This is a genomic window from Pseudoalteromonas sp. UBA2102 (assembly GCF_002331165.1).
GTDB classification, from domain to species: Bacteria; Pseudomonadota; Gammaproteobacteria; order Enterobacterales; family Alteromonadaceae; genus Pseudoalteromonas; species Pseudoalteromonas atlantica.
In genome coordinates this window covers 1-15,927 of the sequence record NZ_DCYU01000069.1, presented here as the reverse complement: position 1 = coordinate 15,927, position 15,927 = coordinate 1, and the positions used below count along the sequence as shown (strand labels likewise).

14 protein-coding genes and 2 tRNA genes are annotated in these 15,927 nt (G+C 41.5%); 5 read left to right on the top strand and 11 right to left on the bottom strand.

The annotated features are described in order from the left end of the window. Nucleotides 1-52: 52 nt before the first annotated feature. Both B2R65_RS09505 and B2R65_RS09500 read right to left on the bottom strand, forming a co-directional pair. Nucleotides 53-129, bottom strand: a tRNA-Arg gene (locus B2R65_RS09505). A 54-nt stretch (nt 130-183) separates the two neighbouring features. After that, nucleotides 184-260 (bottom strand) — tRNA-Pro (locus B2R65_RS09500). A 341-nt stretch (nt 261-601) separates the two neighbouring features. On the opposite strand from B2R65_RS09500, the gene folD reads away from it, so the two are divergent. After that, nucleotides 602-1,456, top strand: coding sequence for a bifunctional methylenetetrahydrofolate dehydrogenase/methenyltetrahydrofolate cyclohydrolase FolD (gene folD / locus B2R65_RS09495; protein ID WP_029772557.1), 855 nt, complete (start codon nt 602-604; stop codon nt 1,454-1,456). 72 nt (nt 1,457-1,528) lie between these two features. On the opposite strand, the gene cysS is transcribed toward folD, so the two are convergent. Continuing rightward, nucleotides 1,529-2,908, bottom strand: coding sequence for a cysteine--tRNA ligase (cysS, locus tag B2R65_RS09490; RefSeq protein WP_096041402.1), 1,380 nt, complete (start codon nt 2,906-2,908; stop codon nt 1,529-1,531). 413 nt (nt 2,909-3,321) lie between these two features. Between cysS and B2R65_RS09485 the strand changes: the two genes are divergently transcribed. The 3 genes from B2R65_RS09485 (at nt 3,322) to B2R65_RS09475 (ending at nt 5,492) form a co-directional block, all read left to right on the top strand. After that, nucleotides 3,322-3,813 (top strand): peptidylprolyl isomerase, encoded by a 492-nt coding sequence (locus B2R65_RS09485; protein ID WP_024032242.1) that lies wholly within the window; start codon nt 3,322-3,324, stop codon nt 3,811-3,813. 88 nt (nt 3,814-3,901) lie between these two features. Next, entirely contained in the window at nt 3,902-4,639 is a 738-nt protein-coding gene (locus B2R65_RS09480) for a UDP-2,3-diacylglucosamine diphosphatase (protein ID WP_286742157.1), read from the top strand. A gap of 52 nt (nt 4,640-4,691) precedes the next feature. Further along, nucleotides 4,692-5,492: a substrate-binding periplasmic protein gene (locus tag B2R65_RS09475; protein ID WP_004586889.1), complete on the top strand. Its 801-nt coding sequence runs from the start codon at nt 4,692-4,694 to the stop codon at nt 5,490-5,492. Nucleotides 5,493-5,524: 32 nt separating this feature from the next. Here the strand turns inward: B2R65_RS09475 and miaE are convergent, their stop codons facing one another. After that, nucleotides 5,525-6,295: a tRNA isopentenyl-2-thiomethyl-A-37 hydroxylase MiaE gene (gene miaE, locus B2R65_RS09470; protein ID WP_286742154.1), complete on the bottom strand. Its 771-nt coding sequence runs from the start codon at nt 6,293-6,295 to the stop codon at nt 5,525-5,527. A gap of 215 nt (nt 6,296-6,510) precedes the next feature. On the opposite strand from miaE, the gene B2R65_RS09465 reads away from it, so the two are divergent. Beyond that, entirely contained in the window at nt 6,511-7,110 is a 600-nt protein-coding gene (locus B2R65_RS09465) for a Yip1 family protein (RefSeq protein ID WP_004586887.1), read from the top strand. Nucleotides 7,111-7,210: 100 nt separating this feature from the next. Here B2R65_RS09465 and purF read toward each other — a convergent pair whose 3' ends face one another. The 7 genes from purF to B2R65_RS09430 all read right to left on the bottom strand — a co-directional run. Further along, complete coding sequence (gene purF, locus B2R65_RS09460; protein ID WP_256845277.1) at nt 7,211-8,737, bottom strand: amidophosphoribosyltransferase; 1,527 nt, start codon at nt 8,735-8,737, stop codon at nt 7,211-7,213. 18 nt (nt 8,738-8,755) lie between these two features. Next, nucleotides 8,756-9,250: a CvpA family protein gene (locus tag B2R65_RS09455; protein ID WP_004586885.1), complete on the bottom strand. Its 495-nt coding sequence runs from the start codon at nt 9,248-9,250 to the stop codon at nt 8,756-8,758. A gap of 171 nt (nt 9,251-9,421) precedes the next feature. Continuing rightward, nucleotides 9,422-10,057 (bottom strand): SPOR domain-containing protein, encoded by a 636-nt coding sequence (locus B2R65_RS09450; protein WP_029772564.1) that lies wholly within the window; start codon nt 10,055-10,057, stop codon nt 9,422-9,424. Between the two features lie 11 nt (nt 10,058-10,068). Then, entirely contained in the window at nt 10,069-11,334 is a 1,266-nt protein-coding gene (gene folC / locus B2R65_RS09445; RefSeq protein WP_286742148.1) for a bifunctional tetrahydrofolate synthase/dihydrofolate synthase, read from the bottom strand. 25 nt (nt 11,335-11,359) lie between these two features. Next, nucleotides 11,360-12,235, bottom strand: a complete 876-nt coding sequence (accD, locus tag B2R65_RS09440) for an acetyl-CoA carboxylase, carboxyltransferase subunit beta (RefSeq protein ID WP_024032247.1) — start codon at nt 12,233-12,235, stop codon at nt 11,360-11,362. 140 nt (nt 12,236-12,375) lie between these two features. Next, a complete protein-coding gene (gene truA / locus B2R65_RS09435; RefSeq protein WP_054983053.1) occupies nt 12,376-13,170 on the bottom strand; it encodes a tRNA pseudouridine(38-40) synthase TruA in 795 nt (264 codons plus the stop codon). Between the two features lie 270 nt (nt 13,171-13,440). Continuing rightward, nucleotides 13,441-15,927, bottom strand: a 2,487-nt coding sequence (locus tag B2R65_RS09430; protein WP_286742144.1) for a FimV/HubP family polar landmark protein, incomplete at its 5' end; no start/stop codon positions are given.

The following is a 15,927-nucleotide window of genomic DNA, read 5'->3' as shown; positions in this document are numbered from 1 at the left end:
GGGGCTCTACCAACTGAGCTACAATCACCACGGTATTTACTTTGTTTTCAAATGGCGCACCCGGAAGGATTCGAACCTTCGACCAACGCCTTAGAAGGGCGTTGCTCTATCCAGCTGAGCTACGGGCGCATCGAAAACTTCATAGTTTGCCTGTAAGCTATTCTATTATAAAAATAAAAGAAGTGGTCGGCGATGCAGGATTTGAACCTGCGACCCCTTGGACCCAAACCAAGTGCGCTACCAAACTGCGCTAATCGCCGATGCTTACGATTGCCTGCGAGTGACCTCGTTGACAACGGGGTGCATAATAGTGATTTGCCTGGGAGAGGTCAAACGTTTTTTGCATAAAATAAATCAATCGGTCATTTTTAGTTCATAATGGTTAAATATTGCAAAACTAAGCTGAAATTTAGACGCTTTTTTTGAAAACACCGGTTTATAACCTAAAAGCAACTTGGCGCTTCGGGCCTTTTCTGCGAAAATAGCCTGCATATTAAAAAAGCATTAATAAAATTAATTTTTTGCATACACCCCTCTTTATATGCAAATGCTTTTAAAATATAAGTATCGAAGTTTATTTAACCCCAATTAAAGGTCCCCCATGACGGCAAACATCATTGATGGTAAGGCAATCGCAAAACAAGTACGTAGTGCAGTGGCTGAGCGCGTAAGCGAACGCGTTGCAAACGGTTTACGTGCACCCGGTTTAGCAGTAGTACTGGTAGGGCTTGACCCTGCAAGCCAAGTTTACGTTGGCTCTAAGCGTAAAGCGTGTGAAGAGGTAGGATTTATTTCAAAGTCATTTGATTTACCAGCGCAAACCAGCGAAGAAGAACTACTAGCATTAATTGATGAGCTAAATAACGATGGCGAAGTAGATGGTATTTTGGTGCAACTACCGCTACCTGAAGGCCTAGATGCAGAAAAGATTTTAGAACGTATTACACCACATAAAGATGTAGACGGTTTTCACCCTTACAATATTGGCCGCTTAGCGCAACGTATGCCGGCGCTGCGCCCATGTACACCCAAAGGGATTATTACCTTATTAGATTCAACGGGCGTGCGTTACAAAGGGATGCATGCGGTAGTTGTTGGTGCCTCTAATATTGTTGGCCGCCCTATGTCGCTTGAGTTATTACTTGCCGGTTGTACTACAACGGTATGTCACAAATTTACACAAGACTTAGAAACCCATGTGCGCCGCGCAGACTTATTAGTAGTGGCCGTAGGTAAACCTGAATTTATACCTGGTGAGTGGGTAAAAGAAGGTGCGATTGTGATTGATGTAGGTATTAACCGTTTAGATACAGGCAAGTTAGTGGGCGATGTTCAGTACAGTGTTGCAGAGCAAAAAGCTGATTTTATTACTCCTGTACCGGGTGGCGTTGGCCCAATGACTGTAGCAAGTTTAATTGAAAATACCCTCGAAGCATGTGAAAAATACCACAGTTAATTTAATGCCTTAGCATTAAAAAAGGGTTGCCAACTGGCAACCCTTTTTAGTTTAAAAGCTACTTTAACGCATTTACGCTTTACGCCACGTTGTTTTACCTGCTGAGTCTTCAAGCACAACACCGAGTGCATTAAGTGCATCACGTGCTTCATCAGCAGCAGCCCAATCTTTGTTTGCGCGCGCTTCATTACGTTTTACAATCAGCGCTTCGATAGTGGCCACTTCATCATCATCTTGCCCGCCTTGCAAAAACGATTCAGGTGCTTGCTGGGCAACACCAAGTACTTCGCCTATGCTGCGTAGCACAAATGCTAACTGCCCTGCTTGCTGTGTATCGGTGTCTTTAACACGGTTTAGCTCTTTAGCCAGTTCAAATAACACCGGTAACGCCTCTGGTGTATTAAAGTCATCATTCATGGCTTTTCTAAATTTAGCCACGTACTCATTGTTTTCAATATCGCACGTTATTGGCTCAACACCGCGAAGTGCTGTGTAAATACGTTCAAGCGATGAACGTGCTTGATCTAAATTCTCTTGTGAGTAATTTAACTGGCTACGGTAATGCCCTGATATTAAAAAGTAACGAACTGATTCAGCGTCATATGTTTTTAGTACCTCACGCACAGTAAAAAAGTTGTCTAATGATTTAGACATTTTTTCTTTATTTACTTGTACCATGCCTGTATGGATCCACGTATTTACATACTTGCCATTGTTTGCACAGCATGATTGCGCAATTTCGTTTTCGTGATGCGGAAACTGTAAATCAGAGCCGCCACCGTGAATATCAAAATGCTCACCTAAATGCTTTGAGCTCATTGCTGAACATTCTATATGCCAACCCGGACGCCCTTCTCCCCACGGAGATGACCAAGAAGGCTCGCCTGCTTTTGCTTTTTTCCACAATACAAAATCAAGCGGATCGTCTTTATCTTGTGCAACCTCTACGCGAGAGCCTGCTTGGAGCATACTTAAATCTTGTTGCGATAGTGCGCCGTACTGCTCAAACGTAGAAACATCAAAAAGCACGTCGCCGTCGTTTGCTACGTATGCATGGCCTTTTGCAATTAAGCGCTCAACCATTTCGATAATTTCATCCATATGGTTTGTAACCGTAGGTTCAATATCTGGGCGCAGCATGTTTAGGCTATCAAAGTCTTCGTGCATGGCTTGGGTCATACGCAAAGTTAGGTCATTAATTGACTCGCCATTTTCGTTTGCGCGTTTAATTATTTTATCATCTACGTCGGTAATATTACGTACGTATTTTAAGTCGTACCCAAGGTGGCGAAGGTAGCGGACAATAACATCAAACCCGACAAATGTACGCGCATGACCGATATGACAAAAATCATAAATGGTGATACCACACACATACATGTCGATTTTGCCTTCGACCATAGGTTTAAACTGCTCTTTTTGTCGCGTGAGTGTGTTGTATATTTGTACCATTTACTTTTAGTCCTTGACTGTTTGCTGAGTTGGATATGTTAACACTTGAAAAGCCCCCGCTCTAGCGCTTTTTATACTCAAACCTCTTCAATACGCATGTTTAAGCAGCAATTAAAACCAATTTAGGCAAGGCCTTGATTGTATGTAATAGAGGTTCTGTTGTTAAAATTAATAACACTGTAAAAATCAGTTTTAAACCACCCTGTTTATTGCTTAACAGGCTCTTGTTCTGTGCATGGTTATATATTGAAAAAAAATACCACAACGGCCAAATACCGCTTCGATATTAACCCCCTGTAAAACGCACAAGTATATACCTTGGGCAGCTTTGGATATATTGAACAAGCACTTTGTTTATCTTAGTTAACTAAGATAAAATAGCGCGACTAATTAAACCAGATATAGGAAACCACATGGTTGTTCTACACACTAATTTTGGTGACATCACCATTAAAATGTTTGAGCAAGAAGCTCCAAACACAGTTAAAAACTTTTTAGAGTACGCAAACTCAGGTTTTTACAACGGCACTATTTTTCACCGCGTAATTGACGGCTTTATGGTGCAAGGCGGTGGGTTTGTACCTGGTATGGAACAAAAAGACGTTAACGACCCAATTCAAAACGAAGCAAATAATGGCCTATCTAATAAAGTAGGTACATTAGCAATGGCGCGTACGCCTGATCCACATTCAGCAACAGCCCAATTTTTTATTAACGTTAACGACAACGACTTTTTAAACCACAGCAGCGAAACTTCGCAAGGCTGGGGTTACTGTGTATTTGCTGAAGTAGTTGAAGGCATGGACGTAGTAAATAAAATTAAAGGTGTAGCAACAGGCAGCGCTGGTTTTCACCAAGACGTACCGCTTGAAAATGTAATCATCGAAAACGTTACTGTAAGCTAAACGCTTACTCATATACTGAGTAATTAAGCGGGCATAGTACATTATTTATGTATTCGCCCGCTTTTATTTAACCTAACTAGATGCCTCTATGACTTCTCAAACCTACTTTATTGCAGACTTACACCTAAGTGAAAACCGCCCAGATATTAGCGAGGCCTTTTATCGCTTTTTAAATACGCACATTATTGGTAAGCCCGTAGATGCACTGTATATTTTAGGTGATTTTTTTGAAGTATGGGTTGGGGATGACTACGTAACAGAATTGGCTAGTGAGGTAGCAAAGCATTTAAAAGCCGTTAAAGATGGCGGTACACCAGTGTACTTTATACACGGTAATCGCGATTTTATTATGCGTGAGCAATACGCTAAACGCGCAGGTATGGTATTGCTAAACGAGCAAACGGTTATAGATTTATATGGCACTCCCACTGTTATTTTGCACGGTGATGAAATGTGTACCCAAGATATTGAGTATCAAAAGTTTCGTAAAAAAAGTCGCGGTTGGTGGTGGCCTAAATTAATGTTAGCAATGCCACTATGGTACAGAAAAAAAATTGCTCGCAATGCCAGAGAAAAAAGCAAATTAAGCCAAGCCGAAAAACCCATAGAAATTTTAGACGTAGTAGATGACGCCGCACTAGCGATGTTTGCCAAGTATAATGTAAGCAACATGATACACGGCCACACCCACCGCCCTAACGTACACACTTACACTGTAGGTAAGCAAACACTAACACGCACTGTACTTGGTGATTGGTATACTCAAGGCTCATATTTAGTGGTTACTCCACAAGGTCAAAAACTCATTAATACGCCCTTCGCATAATCTCAAATCCTGACTATTATTTAAGTACTTTTTGGTAATAGGATAAGGATATATGTATAAAGCTATTTATTGTTTGGTGCTTTGTTGCATTTTTTCCAAAGGGTATGCATCAGAAAATTGGCAACTCGTCGCCGAAAACTCCCCACCCTATATTGGTGAGCGCTTAATTGATAACGGCTGGGTTACTGCCTTAACTAAAGCGGCCTTAGCTAATCAAAATATTAATAACGACATCGAGTTTACCAGCTGGAACAGAGCGCTGGAGCTTACCAAAATAAATAAAAAAGATGCGATTTTAGGCGCTTTTTATACAAAGTCGCGTACTGATCTTTTTTATTACTCGCGCCCACTTGCTAACGTATACGTTGGACTATTTAAGCTCAAAGACAGACAAATAAACTATGACGGCAGTATGGACTCTTTACAGCCATACAGTATTTGTAAAGGCGTTGGCTATGCAGTAAGTGAAGTTTTTTCTGAAAGTAATGGCCTGGCCGTAACCTCAACTCGCGGGTTAATTAACAGTTTATATATGCTTCAAAAAGGACGAATAGACTTAGTAGCAGGCACTAAAGAAGTGGGTGAATACTGGTTAAAAAACACCGAAAAGCTTAATGAACCCGGCGCGCCACAAGTTGAATATATTTCGCCCGATTTAGAGCATCATCAACTGCATGTTATGTTTCCAAAGTCTGACCCTGATGCAAAACAAAAAAGAGACGCGCTTGAACAAGGCTTTTCTACTATTTTATACAATGGCACCGCAAAAGAGCTATTAGTAAAACATGGCTTTTCTCAAAGCACGGCGCTTGAGCTCATAGACTTTATAGAAAGAAGTAGCACACCTAACTAACCGGTGTGCTTGAAGAGCTAAATAACACTGCTTTAATTAGTAACTAGTGCAGGAGCGCCACTGTGAAATTTAAAGTCTTCATCAGGGCTAGTGATCAAATCAGCCTCAATTTTACCAAAAAAGTCGACTCGCTCAGTAATATCAAAATCAGCAATTTCTTGTGCCAGTGTTAAGTAATCTTGATAATGGCGCGCCTCAGAGCGAAGCAATGAAATATAAAAATCGCCTAAGCGTTTATCAACATGTGGAGCAAGTGCAGCAAAACGCTCACATGAGCGAGCCTCAATATAAGCACCTACAATTAGTTTATCGACTAATGCATTAGGCTCAAACGTTTTAACGTTACGTAGCATCCCTTTAGCGTAACGACACGGTGTAATACTGCGGTACTTTACTCCATACTCGTCCATTATTTCGAGCACTTGATAAAAGTGATGTAATTCTTCTTTTATTAGCATCACCATTTTATCTATTAAATCTTGCCCGTAAGGTGAGTTAGACTTTGGGATAATAGATTTTGTAAGTTTATTTTTAGCCGCTAAATCACGCCAATTACCTTCGCGTTTATAAATAAGTGTTTCAAAGGGCTTTAGCCATTCAAGTAATGCATCGCTGCTGTCTTTATCTACCGCGTACTTACGAATTAAAAACATTGCACTTTGCGCTGCTTTTAACTCACAAATTAAGTGATCGATTAAAATAATCGATAAATTTTCTTTTTTTACTGCCTCAATAACCCATTCATTTGGGGTTTCACACAATAAAAAATTATTAATAGGGGCTAAAAGTTCGCTATGTGGCACAGGGCTGCTCGTTACTTCAAATAATAAAAAGCCATTTTAACACGAAAAATAACGAAGAATAAAACGAGCTAAAACAACCTCTTTAAAATGTTAATAAGCAGTTAACTTGACTTTGTATATGAACTAAACCATAAATATAGGTGCTGTATAAAAAACAAACTAACTAAAACTAAATTATAACCAACAGTAATACGTTCCTTTTATGGAGTACCGCTATGATACTGAACCACCTGTGGGGCATTTATGCTCATCCACTCGAAGAATGGCAAACAATAGATAACCGCCACGAAAGCCTGACTTATAGCCTGTCGCATATTTTACTTATTGCATTATTTCCATCGATTATGGGGTATTACTCATCGGTGTATTTAGGCTGGAGTATTGGTGCGGGCAACCCAGTATTTTTAACACATGAAAGCGCACTGCTAATTGCCGTGGCTATGTATGGTGCGTTAATAGCCGGTGTGTTTGCACTGGCCTATTTAGCCCATTGGATGGCCGTTACATTTGGTGCTAAACCTACCTTTACACAAACGCTTGAACTTGCCGCTTATACTGCTACACCCGTGTTTATGTCGGCCTTAGCCGCTTTTTTACCTGAGCTGTGGTTTGTTGTTTGCGTAGGTATGATTGCCCTAGCCTACTCGGTGTACTTGCTTTATACAGGCGTGCCAATACTAATGCATATTCCACAAGAGCGCGGCTTTATTTATGCCAGCTCTGTTGTTACCTGCGGGCTAATTTTATTGGTAATAATTTTAGCTGTAACCGCAATACTTTGGACTAACGGCATTGTGAGTCCAATGTTTACCTAATCAACCACGTTGTTTGATATGAAGTGTTCCCTTTCTTTCCTTCGCAAAAAAGGAGCTAATTAGCTCCTTTTTTTTATGTCTGATTATGTTTAATCACACATTAATCAGCTTCGTTGGCATCTTGATTGTGTATTTCAAGGCCTGATGACATGGCGTTTTCGCGGTTACTTTTAGCCGAGTCGTTACGCAATTGATCAATATGATTTAAGTAATCTTGATCGATATCGCCGGTAATGTATTGACCATCAAATACAGAGGTTTCAAACTTAGTAATTTCTGGGTTTTCTTGGCTTACAGCGGCAATTAAATCGTTTAGTGATTGAAAAATTAAGCCATCAGCACTGATGCTTTGGTTAATGTCTTCAACTTCGCGGCCATGCGCAATAAGCTCTGCGGCAGATGGCATATCAATACCATATACATTAGGAAAACGAATTTCTGGTGCTGCTGAGGCAAAATACACATTTTTTGCTCCGGCTTCACGGGCCATTTCTACAATTTGTGCCGAGGTTGTACCGCGTACAATTGAATCATCAACCAGTAAAACGTTTTTACCTTTAAACTCACGGTCAATCGCATTTAGCTTTTGACGCACTGACTTTTTACGCATTTCTTGGCCAGGCATGATAAATGTACGACCAATATAACGGTTTTTAACAAAGCCTTGGCGGTAAGGTAAATCAAGCATGCGGGCAATTTCTAACGCCACATCGCATGAGGTTTCAGGAATTGGGATAACAACATCAATGTCTTTATCGCTCCACTCACGCGCAATTTTTTCACCCAGTTTAGTACCCATGTTTACACGCGTTGCGTAAACCGACATACGATCGATGGTTGAATCAGGGCGAGCAAAATAAACAAACTCAAAAATACACGGCGCATAAGAGGCTTTTTCAGCACAGCTTTGTGAATGAAATTGGCCATCTTCAGTTACGTAAATCGCTTCACCTGGTGCAACGTCACGCACAAATTCAAAGCCGTCTGGCTTTAATGCTACGCTTTCTGAGGCAAACATGTACTCAGTGCCTTTAGCGGTTTCACGCTTACCAAATACCAAAGGACGGATACCATTAGGGTCACGAAATGCTAAAACACCGTGACCAATAATCATCGCAATAGCGGCGTAGCCACCGGTTACTTTGTTGTTTACTTCGGTTACTGCAGTGAAGATGTCTTCAGCGTCTAAATGCAATTTGTCAGACTTACTTAGCTCATGCGCCATGATATTAAGTAGTATTTCTGAGTCAGACGTTGTATTAACGTGACGACGCGCTTCTGAGAACAGTTGCTGCTTTAGAGTTTCAGCATTGGTTAAATTACCATTGTGCGCAAGCGCAATACCAAATGGTGAATTAACATAAAATGGCTGCGCTTCAGATGAACTTGACGAGCCAGCAGTAGGGTAACGTACGTGGCCAATACCAATTGTGCCTTGTAGTCGTTTCATATGGCGGGTGTGAAACACATCCTTTACTAGGCCATTTGCTTTGCGCAAGCTAAACGTATTGTTTTCAATGGTAATGATGCCCGCGGCATCTTGACCTCGGTGCTGCAAAACAGTTAAGCCATCATAAATCGCCTGATTAACAGGAGATGTTCCGACTATCCCAACGATACCACACATGTAATTTATCCTCGCCGATTAACGGTTTACTGAATTTAAAAAGCTCGAGTTGTTTTCTAGGTACGAAAAGAACCATTCAACAACAAAGCCAAATTCTGGAATCAAAATAGAATTGCCCCACCAGTGCGTGTTTGGTGCACCAGTAAAAGCATCAAGAAAGAAGAGTAACGCGCTCACGACCAACACGCCTCGTAACGCACCAAAAACAATGCCGAAGACACGATCGGTGCCAGATAAACCAGTACGTTGTACAAGCTCACCTAAAATGTAGTTTAGTAAACCGCCTAACAGTAGCGTCGCAAAGAAGAGTATGGCAATGGCCGCCGCATTTCTTAAAAGGGGTTCAGAAATACTTGTTAGGAAGGAAGCTAAATATTGGTAAAACAAACTAGAGATGATAAATGCGCAAGCCCATACTGCTAATGACATAGCTTCTTTAACAAAGCCGCGTATTAAACCGATGATGGTAGACAGTGCAATGATGCCAAGAATGGCGTAATCAACCCAGATCATATTAACCAATTAGTCGCTATTTTGGGGCGCATTCTATACCCAAACCTCGTTAATATGCAAGTTAAAGCGGGAGATAACCAGCAACTAGCACGTACAAAAACTTATCACTTTAACGGCTATTTTTAGCCCTTAGAAACAAAAAAAGCCTTACTATAGTAAGGCCTTTTAAAATCAATTAGAGACGCTGTATTGAGTGACTTTGCCGTTTAACTTGGTAAGCGCTTTAAGCTCGGGTAACTTTTTGGTCAGCTCCCCCTTATCAAGCGAGGGCCCAACAAACACTTTAGTCAATGTGCCGTTTGGCGTTTTAATTGGTTTTGTAAACGTTTTAAAACCTTTCGCTTTAAGCTTAGCTTGTAAGGCCTTAACATTAGCCGCATGGGAAAAACTACCTAGCTGAATTACATAGGCCATATCAGTGAGGTTTTCTTCACTTTTACGTGGTGCAATAGGTTTTGCTTTTACCGGCTCTGGCGCTTTCGCTACAGGCTCTGGTGCAGTTTGAGGCTCTATGCTTGCTTCGACTATTTCAGGCTCTGCTGCGTATTGGCTTTGTTTGCTTGTTAGCACATCGTCATCGGCAGCTATGTCTTCAATTTGCTCTTGTTTTAAAGGCTCAGCCTGCGCTACTTTTTCATCTATAGACTCTTGAAGGTCAATAGTTTTAAACTCAGAGCGTTCAGGGATAGCTTTAAAGCCCTCTTTGTAGTGGACCTTTTCGCCATCGAGTATATTAGGAATAAACACAATTGCTGCGATCACCACAATACTGGTTCCGACTAAACGATTTATAAAACCTGAGTTCACCGACTTTCTCTCTATTTTTTAAAGTAGTTTATAGCATCTGCAACAGTAAAAAATGACCCAAACACAATTAAAAGCGTATCACTTTGCTGTGTAGGCATAATTACATTAAGCGCATCGTGCACACTATTATAGCGTTCATGCGTGCCTGTATGAGGTATAGTTTGCAACGCCGCGGCCATATTTTCAACGTTATCGCCACGAGGTATGTGCAAGCTAGTAAGAGACCAGTGATCAATTACATGGCTTACCTCTTTAAGTACACCCGCTTTATCTTTATCAGCAAGCATAGCGACTAATGCATGAATTTTAAAGCCTTTATCTTTATAGCTTGCAAGCTTTAGTGCTAAATAACGAGCAGATTCGGGATTGTGAGCTACATCGGTAAACACTAAAGGTGCAGTGCTTAACTGCTCAAAGCGCCCCTCAACAACTAAGTTATCTAAACAATGCTTAATTACCTCATCACTTGGCAATAAATTTAGCACAGCTAGGGTTGTTAAGGCCGTTGCTGCATTTTGTGCAGGGATAGCTGGCTTATCTAACAGCAAATTATAATTTTTATATTGCCATGTAAAATGCGCTTCGTGCTCTTTGAATATAAAATCAGTACCGGATATAACCATGCCTGCTTTAATCTCAGCACCGTAATCGGTCATTGTATGTGGTATGTTTAAATCACCAATAATAGCCGGCGTGTTTTGACGAAATATACCTGCTTTATCATAAGCAACTAACTCTCGTGTATCGCCTAGGTATTCTTTATGATCTAAATCTATGGTGGTGATCACGCTTGCATAAGGTGTAACAATATTGGTGGCATCAAAGCGCCCGCCCAAACCAACCTCAAGCAGCACATAATCAACCTCAAAGCGTTTAAAAATAGCCAGCGCACCTAGGGTGCCATATTCGAAATACGTAAGCGCCGTGCTAGCGCGACCTTGCTCTAGCGTGTTAAAGGCATCCACATGGTATTGATCATCAAGCTCTTGGCCATTTATGCGCACACGCTCGTTGTATCTAATTAAATGAGGAGAGGCATACGTACCTACGCTGTAACCTTGCGCAAGTAATAGCGATTCTAAACAGCGTGCAGTTGTGCCTTTGCCGTTTGTGCCGCCAATAAGAATAATTTTGCTGGAAGTGTTTAATAAGCCAATGTTATTTGCAACAGTAGCAACGCGTTCGAGTCCCATTTCAATATTTGCAGGGTGAACACTCTCTAAATAACAAAGCCAATCATCAAGGCTTGATGATTGGCTAGGAATTGTATTTGTCATAGCGTGTAATCAGTAAAGCTGAAATTTACGCTACTCTATGCTCTTGTTCGGTAGAAGGCAAGTTCATAAATTTAGCAAGTACGCGTGCTAATGTGTCGCGCATTTCACGACGGTCAATAATCATATCAATTGCACCGTGCTCTAATAAGAACTCACTGCGTTGAAAACCTTCTGGCAAGGTTTCACGCACTGTTTGCTCAATTACGCGCGGACCCGCAAAGCCAATTAAAGCTTTTGGCTCAGCTACGTTAATATCACCTAACATCGCTAATGATGCAGATACGCCACCCATGGTTGGGTCGGTCATTACTGATATAAACGGCAGGCCTTTTTCGCTCATTTTAGCAAGCGCAGCGCTGGTTTTAGCCATTTGCATAAGCGACATAAGTGCTTCTTGCATACGTGCACCACCTGAGGCAGAAAAACACACTAATGGCATGTTGTGCTCTAAACATTGGTCTACGGCATCAACAAAACGTGCGCCTACAACCGAGGCCATTGAACCACCCATAAATGAGAATTCAAAAGCAACCGCAGCAACAGGAATACCTTTTAAGCGGCCCTTCATTGCTACTAACGCGTCTTTTTCGCCACTTGATTTTTGGGCTGCGCTAATACGGTCTGAGTATTTTTTAGAGTCTTTAAACTTTAATACATCTTTAGGCTCGTGCTCAGTGCCAAGCTCCGTGCGGTCACCTTCATCTAAAAAGTGCTCTAAACGTTTACGGCCGCTCACACGCATGTGATGGTCGCATTTAGGACATACGTTTAATGATTTTTCTAGTTCAGCTTTATATAAAATTGAATCGCAAGCTGTACATTTAGCCCAAACGCCTTCTGGAATTTCTTTACGACCTGACGACTTAGTCGTTTTAGGTAAGATTTTTTCTAACCAACTCATTTGCAACTCTCTTAATGCTGTTCTGTGTCGCGAGTCTGCTAATAAGTAGCAGACAGATTTTTTCAATTAAAACATGAATTACACAAACACGGTATAAAAAACTGGTCTTAGTAGTTAGATAAACGCTTATAAATTCAACACTAACATTCCGAGTCAGGTAAAAATAATGGCCCTAGTGGGGTTTTAGGAATATTAAAGTGTTCTGGGTAATCTACATCTACTAAATAAAGACCCGCGGCTTTTGCTGTGGCACTGGCTTTAGCACGTTCTTTTAAATCTAATAGCTCTTTTAACCATACAGGTTGGTGCTTGTGTAGGCCTATATCCATTAAACAGCCGGTAATATTACGCACCATATGGTGTAAAAAAGCGTTCGCTTTAATATCAATAATAACGTAATCGCCCTGGCGTTGTACCGATAAATGATGAATAGTTCTGTTTGCTGTATTAGCTTGGCAATGCAGCGCTCTAAAAGAGGTAAAGTCGTGCTCGCCAATTAAGTACTGACACGCCTCTTGCATTTTTGTTTCATCAAGTGGGTGATGAAAATGCGTAACGCCTTCATTCATAACTGCGCCTCTATAAGCGTAATTATAAATAACATAACGATAACGACGCGCTGTTGCGCTAAAGCGTGCATGAAAGTCTTCACTAACAGGTTGTGCAAAACGAATCGCTATATCTTTAGGGAGTAACGTGTTCATTCCCATAGTAAATGCAACCATCTCACGGGGAGCATGGGTTTCAAAGTGTACAACTTGACCAGTGCCATGTACACCTGCATCTGTGCGGCCCGCACACACTATTTCAACCGGATGATTACAAATGCTCGACAACGCTTTTTCTACTTCTTGTTGTACGCTATTTACATGAGACTGACGTTGCCACCCACTGTAACGTGCGCCGTTGTATTCAACTCCAAGTGCTACTCGCATAATTACTGCTTTACCTACTGTGCTAATGAACGGGGCATTTTATGCTATCTCGCGATGCAATAAAAGTAACCTCGTCTATTTATAGTTATTCGCAAAATTAAGTAATTTATTTTACCCCAATAAAACACAGCGATAAGTTAGTGAGCTTTTAACGTCTTGGGTTTAATTAACGTCTAAAACTAATTAAGTGCTTTTATAGGTTAGAGTTATTCGTACCTATAAAAAAACCGCATTAACAAAGCTAATGCGGTTTTTATAATCATGAATGCTCTAGTTAAGTTTAGCTTTTAAACTTTGCGCTTCTTCTTGTACATCTTCAGGGCCACTTTCAATAACATCTTCAATCACTTTAAGGGCTGAGTCAAAGTCGTCAATTTCAATGTATGCTCGTGCCAAATCAAGCTTGGCAGAATAACCACCGCTTTCTAAGTCAACATCTGTTGGGTTATCGCCTGCAAGTAACGAATCAAAGTCACTTAACCCTACGTCCATATTAACCTCGTCATAGGGTTCGTGCTCAAGTACTGAGTCATCGCTTTGCTCAAGTAGCGCGTCAATATCAACAAAATCATCGGTTGTAGCCTGCGGTTCATTTTGCGAAGGCTCTTCTTGCACCGCTTTCGCTTCAACTTCAGTGTCTAAGTCTTCGTTTAATAGGCTATCAAAGTCGACATCAAATTCGCTGCTATCTTCTAAATTTAACTCATCCGGTTCACCTAACTCACTAAGCAACGCATCAAAATCGGTTTGCGTTAAGTCAGCCATAAACTCATCGTCTAGCTGCTCGTCGGGTATAACATCTTCATTAGTCTGATCATCAGCAGCCTGTGTTAGCTCGGCTTCTAATTGCGAATTTGTTATTTCATCTTCAACGTCTTCTGAAAGTGCTTGTTCTAAAATTGCATCGTCAAAATCAGGCTGTTCCTGCGCACTATCCGTTGTTTTCGCCTCACCTAGAGGTTCCTCTTGCGGTAAAGGCGCATCAAGCTCATCATCAATCAGCGGCTCGTCATCTAGGTCGGCTTCTAACGCATCAATACCAGTGTTACCAGCAAGTGCATTTGCTAAGTCTTGCTCAGCTTGGCTTGGCGCCATACCGCTTGCTTGTCCATCAAGTTCATCACCTTGTAACTCTTGCGGACTATATGATTGCTGATCATCTAAATCAATTTCGTCATCGTTATCAAGCTCTAACTCAGGGTACTCGTCAAGTTCTTCACTTGGAGTTACTTGCTCATCTAATAAAGCATTAAGCTCGTCGTCTAGCTCATCAACGCTTTGCAATAAATCATCATCGAAAACCCCTTCGTCTTCATCCGTATTTTCAGATAAATCTAGCTGGCTTTCATCATCAGTTAATTCATCTAGTGATGACGGCACTTGAGCGTGGTTATCATCTGCACCTATATCATCGGTATGCTTCGGCTCAAGTTCTGGCTCTGAAAAATCGTTATCAATGAGTAACTCATCATCAAAGTCGTCTTCTAAGCTATCTAATTCACTGCCTGAAAGTGCGTTTGCTAAGTCTTGTTCAGCTTGGCTTGGCTGCATGCCTGTTGCATCACCATCAAGCTCATCTCCCAATAACTCATCAGGAAGATATTGCTGTTGCTCTGTTACATCTAACGTCGCGGGCTTATCATCTGAAAAGTCTATATCATCACTAAGCGTATCATTTACAGCATCATTTTCAGGTTGAGTATCTAAAAGCGGACTCGCTGGTGTTTCTTGTGAATCAAGCGGATCGTCACCTAAATCAACCTCTACCTCTTCAATGTCATCATCAAGATCAACTAACGCCCAATCAGGGTTTTCAACATAGTCTTCGTCTGTAGCCTGCTGTAGCTCGTTGAGTAATTCATCAACACTTTTTAGGGTATCGTCGGTGTACTCTTCCTGTGCATCCTCTGGGTCGAGTAACGTTTCTGAACTATCTGTAAAGTCAGTGTTTTCAAGCAAGTCAGCATCAAGCTCTGGTTCCTCGAGAAGTTCTGGCTCGTCTGCAAGCTCAGGCTCATCTGCAAGCTCTGGTTTTTCTTCGAGTTCAGGCTCTTCTTCGAGCTCTGGTTCTTCTTCAAGTTCAGGTTCTTCTACAAGTTCAGGTTCTTCTTCAAGTTCAGGTTCTTCTACAAGTTCAGGCTCTTCTACAAGTTCAGGCTCTTCTACAAGTTCAGGCTCTCCTACAAGCTCGGGTTCTTCTACAAGCTCGGATTCTTCTTCAAGCTCAGGCTCCTCTTCAAGCTCAGGCTCCTCTTCAAGCTCAGGCTCTTCTACAAGTTCAGGCTCATCTACAAGCTCAGGCTCTTCTCCGAGCTCTGGCTCATCTACAAGTTCAGGCTCATCTGCAAGCTCGGGTTCTTCTACAAGCTCGGGTTCTTCTACAAGCTCTGGTTCCTCGAGAAGTTCTGGCTCTTCTACAAGCTCTGGCTCATCAATAAGTGAAGACGCTAATGTTTCAATATCATCTTCGTCAAAATCTTCCTGTGCATCAGCTAGATCTTCGACTGAATCAGCTAATACGCTATCAATATCTCGCTCTGTATCATTATCTGTTGCTACTTGAGCGGCAGATGAATCTTCAACTTCATCAATTAAGCTGTCTATGTCGTCTAAATCAAAGTCATCGCTTTCTTCAACTAGCGCATCAGCAGGAGCTTCTTCGGTTGTATCGCCGGCTTCATCAATTAAGCCGTCTATGTCGTCTAAATCAAAGTCATCGCTCTCTTCAACTAGCGCATCAGCAGGGGCTTCCTCAGG

Coding starts and splice junctions, on each gene's coding strand:
- accD (WP_024032247.1), bottom strand. CDS start 12,235: ATGAGTTGGTTAGAAAAAATCTTACCTAAAACGACTAAGTCGTCAGGT.
- B2R65_RS09455 (WP_004586885.1), bottom strand. CDS start 9,250: ATGATCTGGGTTGATTACGCCATTCTTGGCATCATTGCACTGTCTACC.
- folD (WP_029772557.1), top strand. CDS start 602: ATGACGGCAAACATCATTGATGGTAAGGCAATCGCAAAACAAGTACGT.
- folC (WP_286742148.1), bottom strand. CDS start 11,334: ATGACAAATACAATTCCTAGCCAATCATCAAGCCTTGATGATTGGCTT.
- cysS (WP_096041402.1), bottom strand. CDS start 2,908: ATGGTACAAATATACAACACACTCACGCGACAAAAAGAGCAGTTTAAA.
- B2R65_RS09465 (WP_004586887.1), top strand. CDS start 6,511: ATGATACTGAACCACCTGTGGGGCATTTATGCTCATCCACTCGAAGAA.
- purF (WP_256845277.1), bottom strand. CDS start 8,737: ATGTGTGGTATCGTTGGGATAGTCGGAACATCTCCTGTTAATCAGGCG.
- B2R65_RS09485 (WP_024032242.1), top strand. CDS start 3,322: ATGGTTGTTCTACACACTAATTTTGGTGACATCACCATTAAAATGTTT.
- B2R65_RS09480 (WP_286742157.1), top strand. CDS start 3,902: ATGACTTCTCAAACCTACTTTATTGCAGACTTACACCTAAGTGAAAAC.
- truA (WP_054983053.1), bottom strand. CDS start 13,170: ATGCGAGTAGCACTTGGAGTTGAATACAACGGCGCACGTTACAGTGGG.
- B2R65_RS09475 (WP_004586889.1), top strand. CDS start 4,692: ATGTATAAAGCTATTTATTGTTTGGTGCTTTGTTGCATTTTTTCCAAA.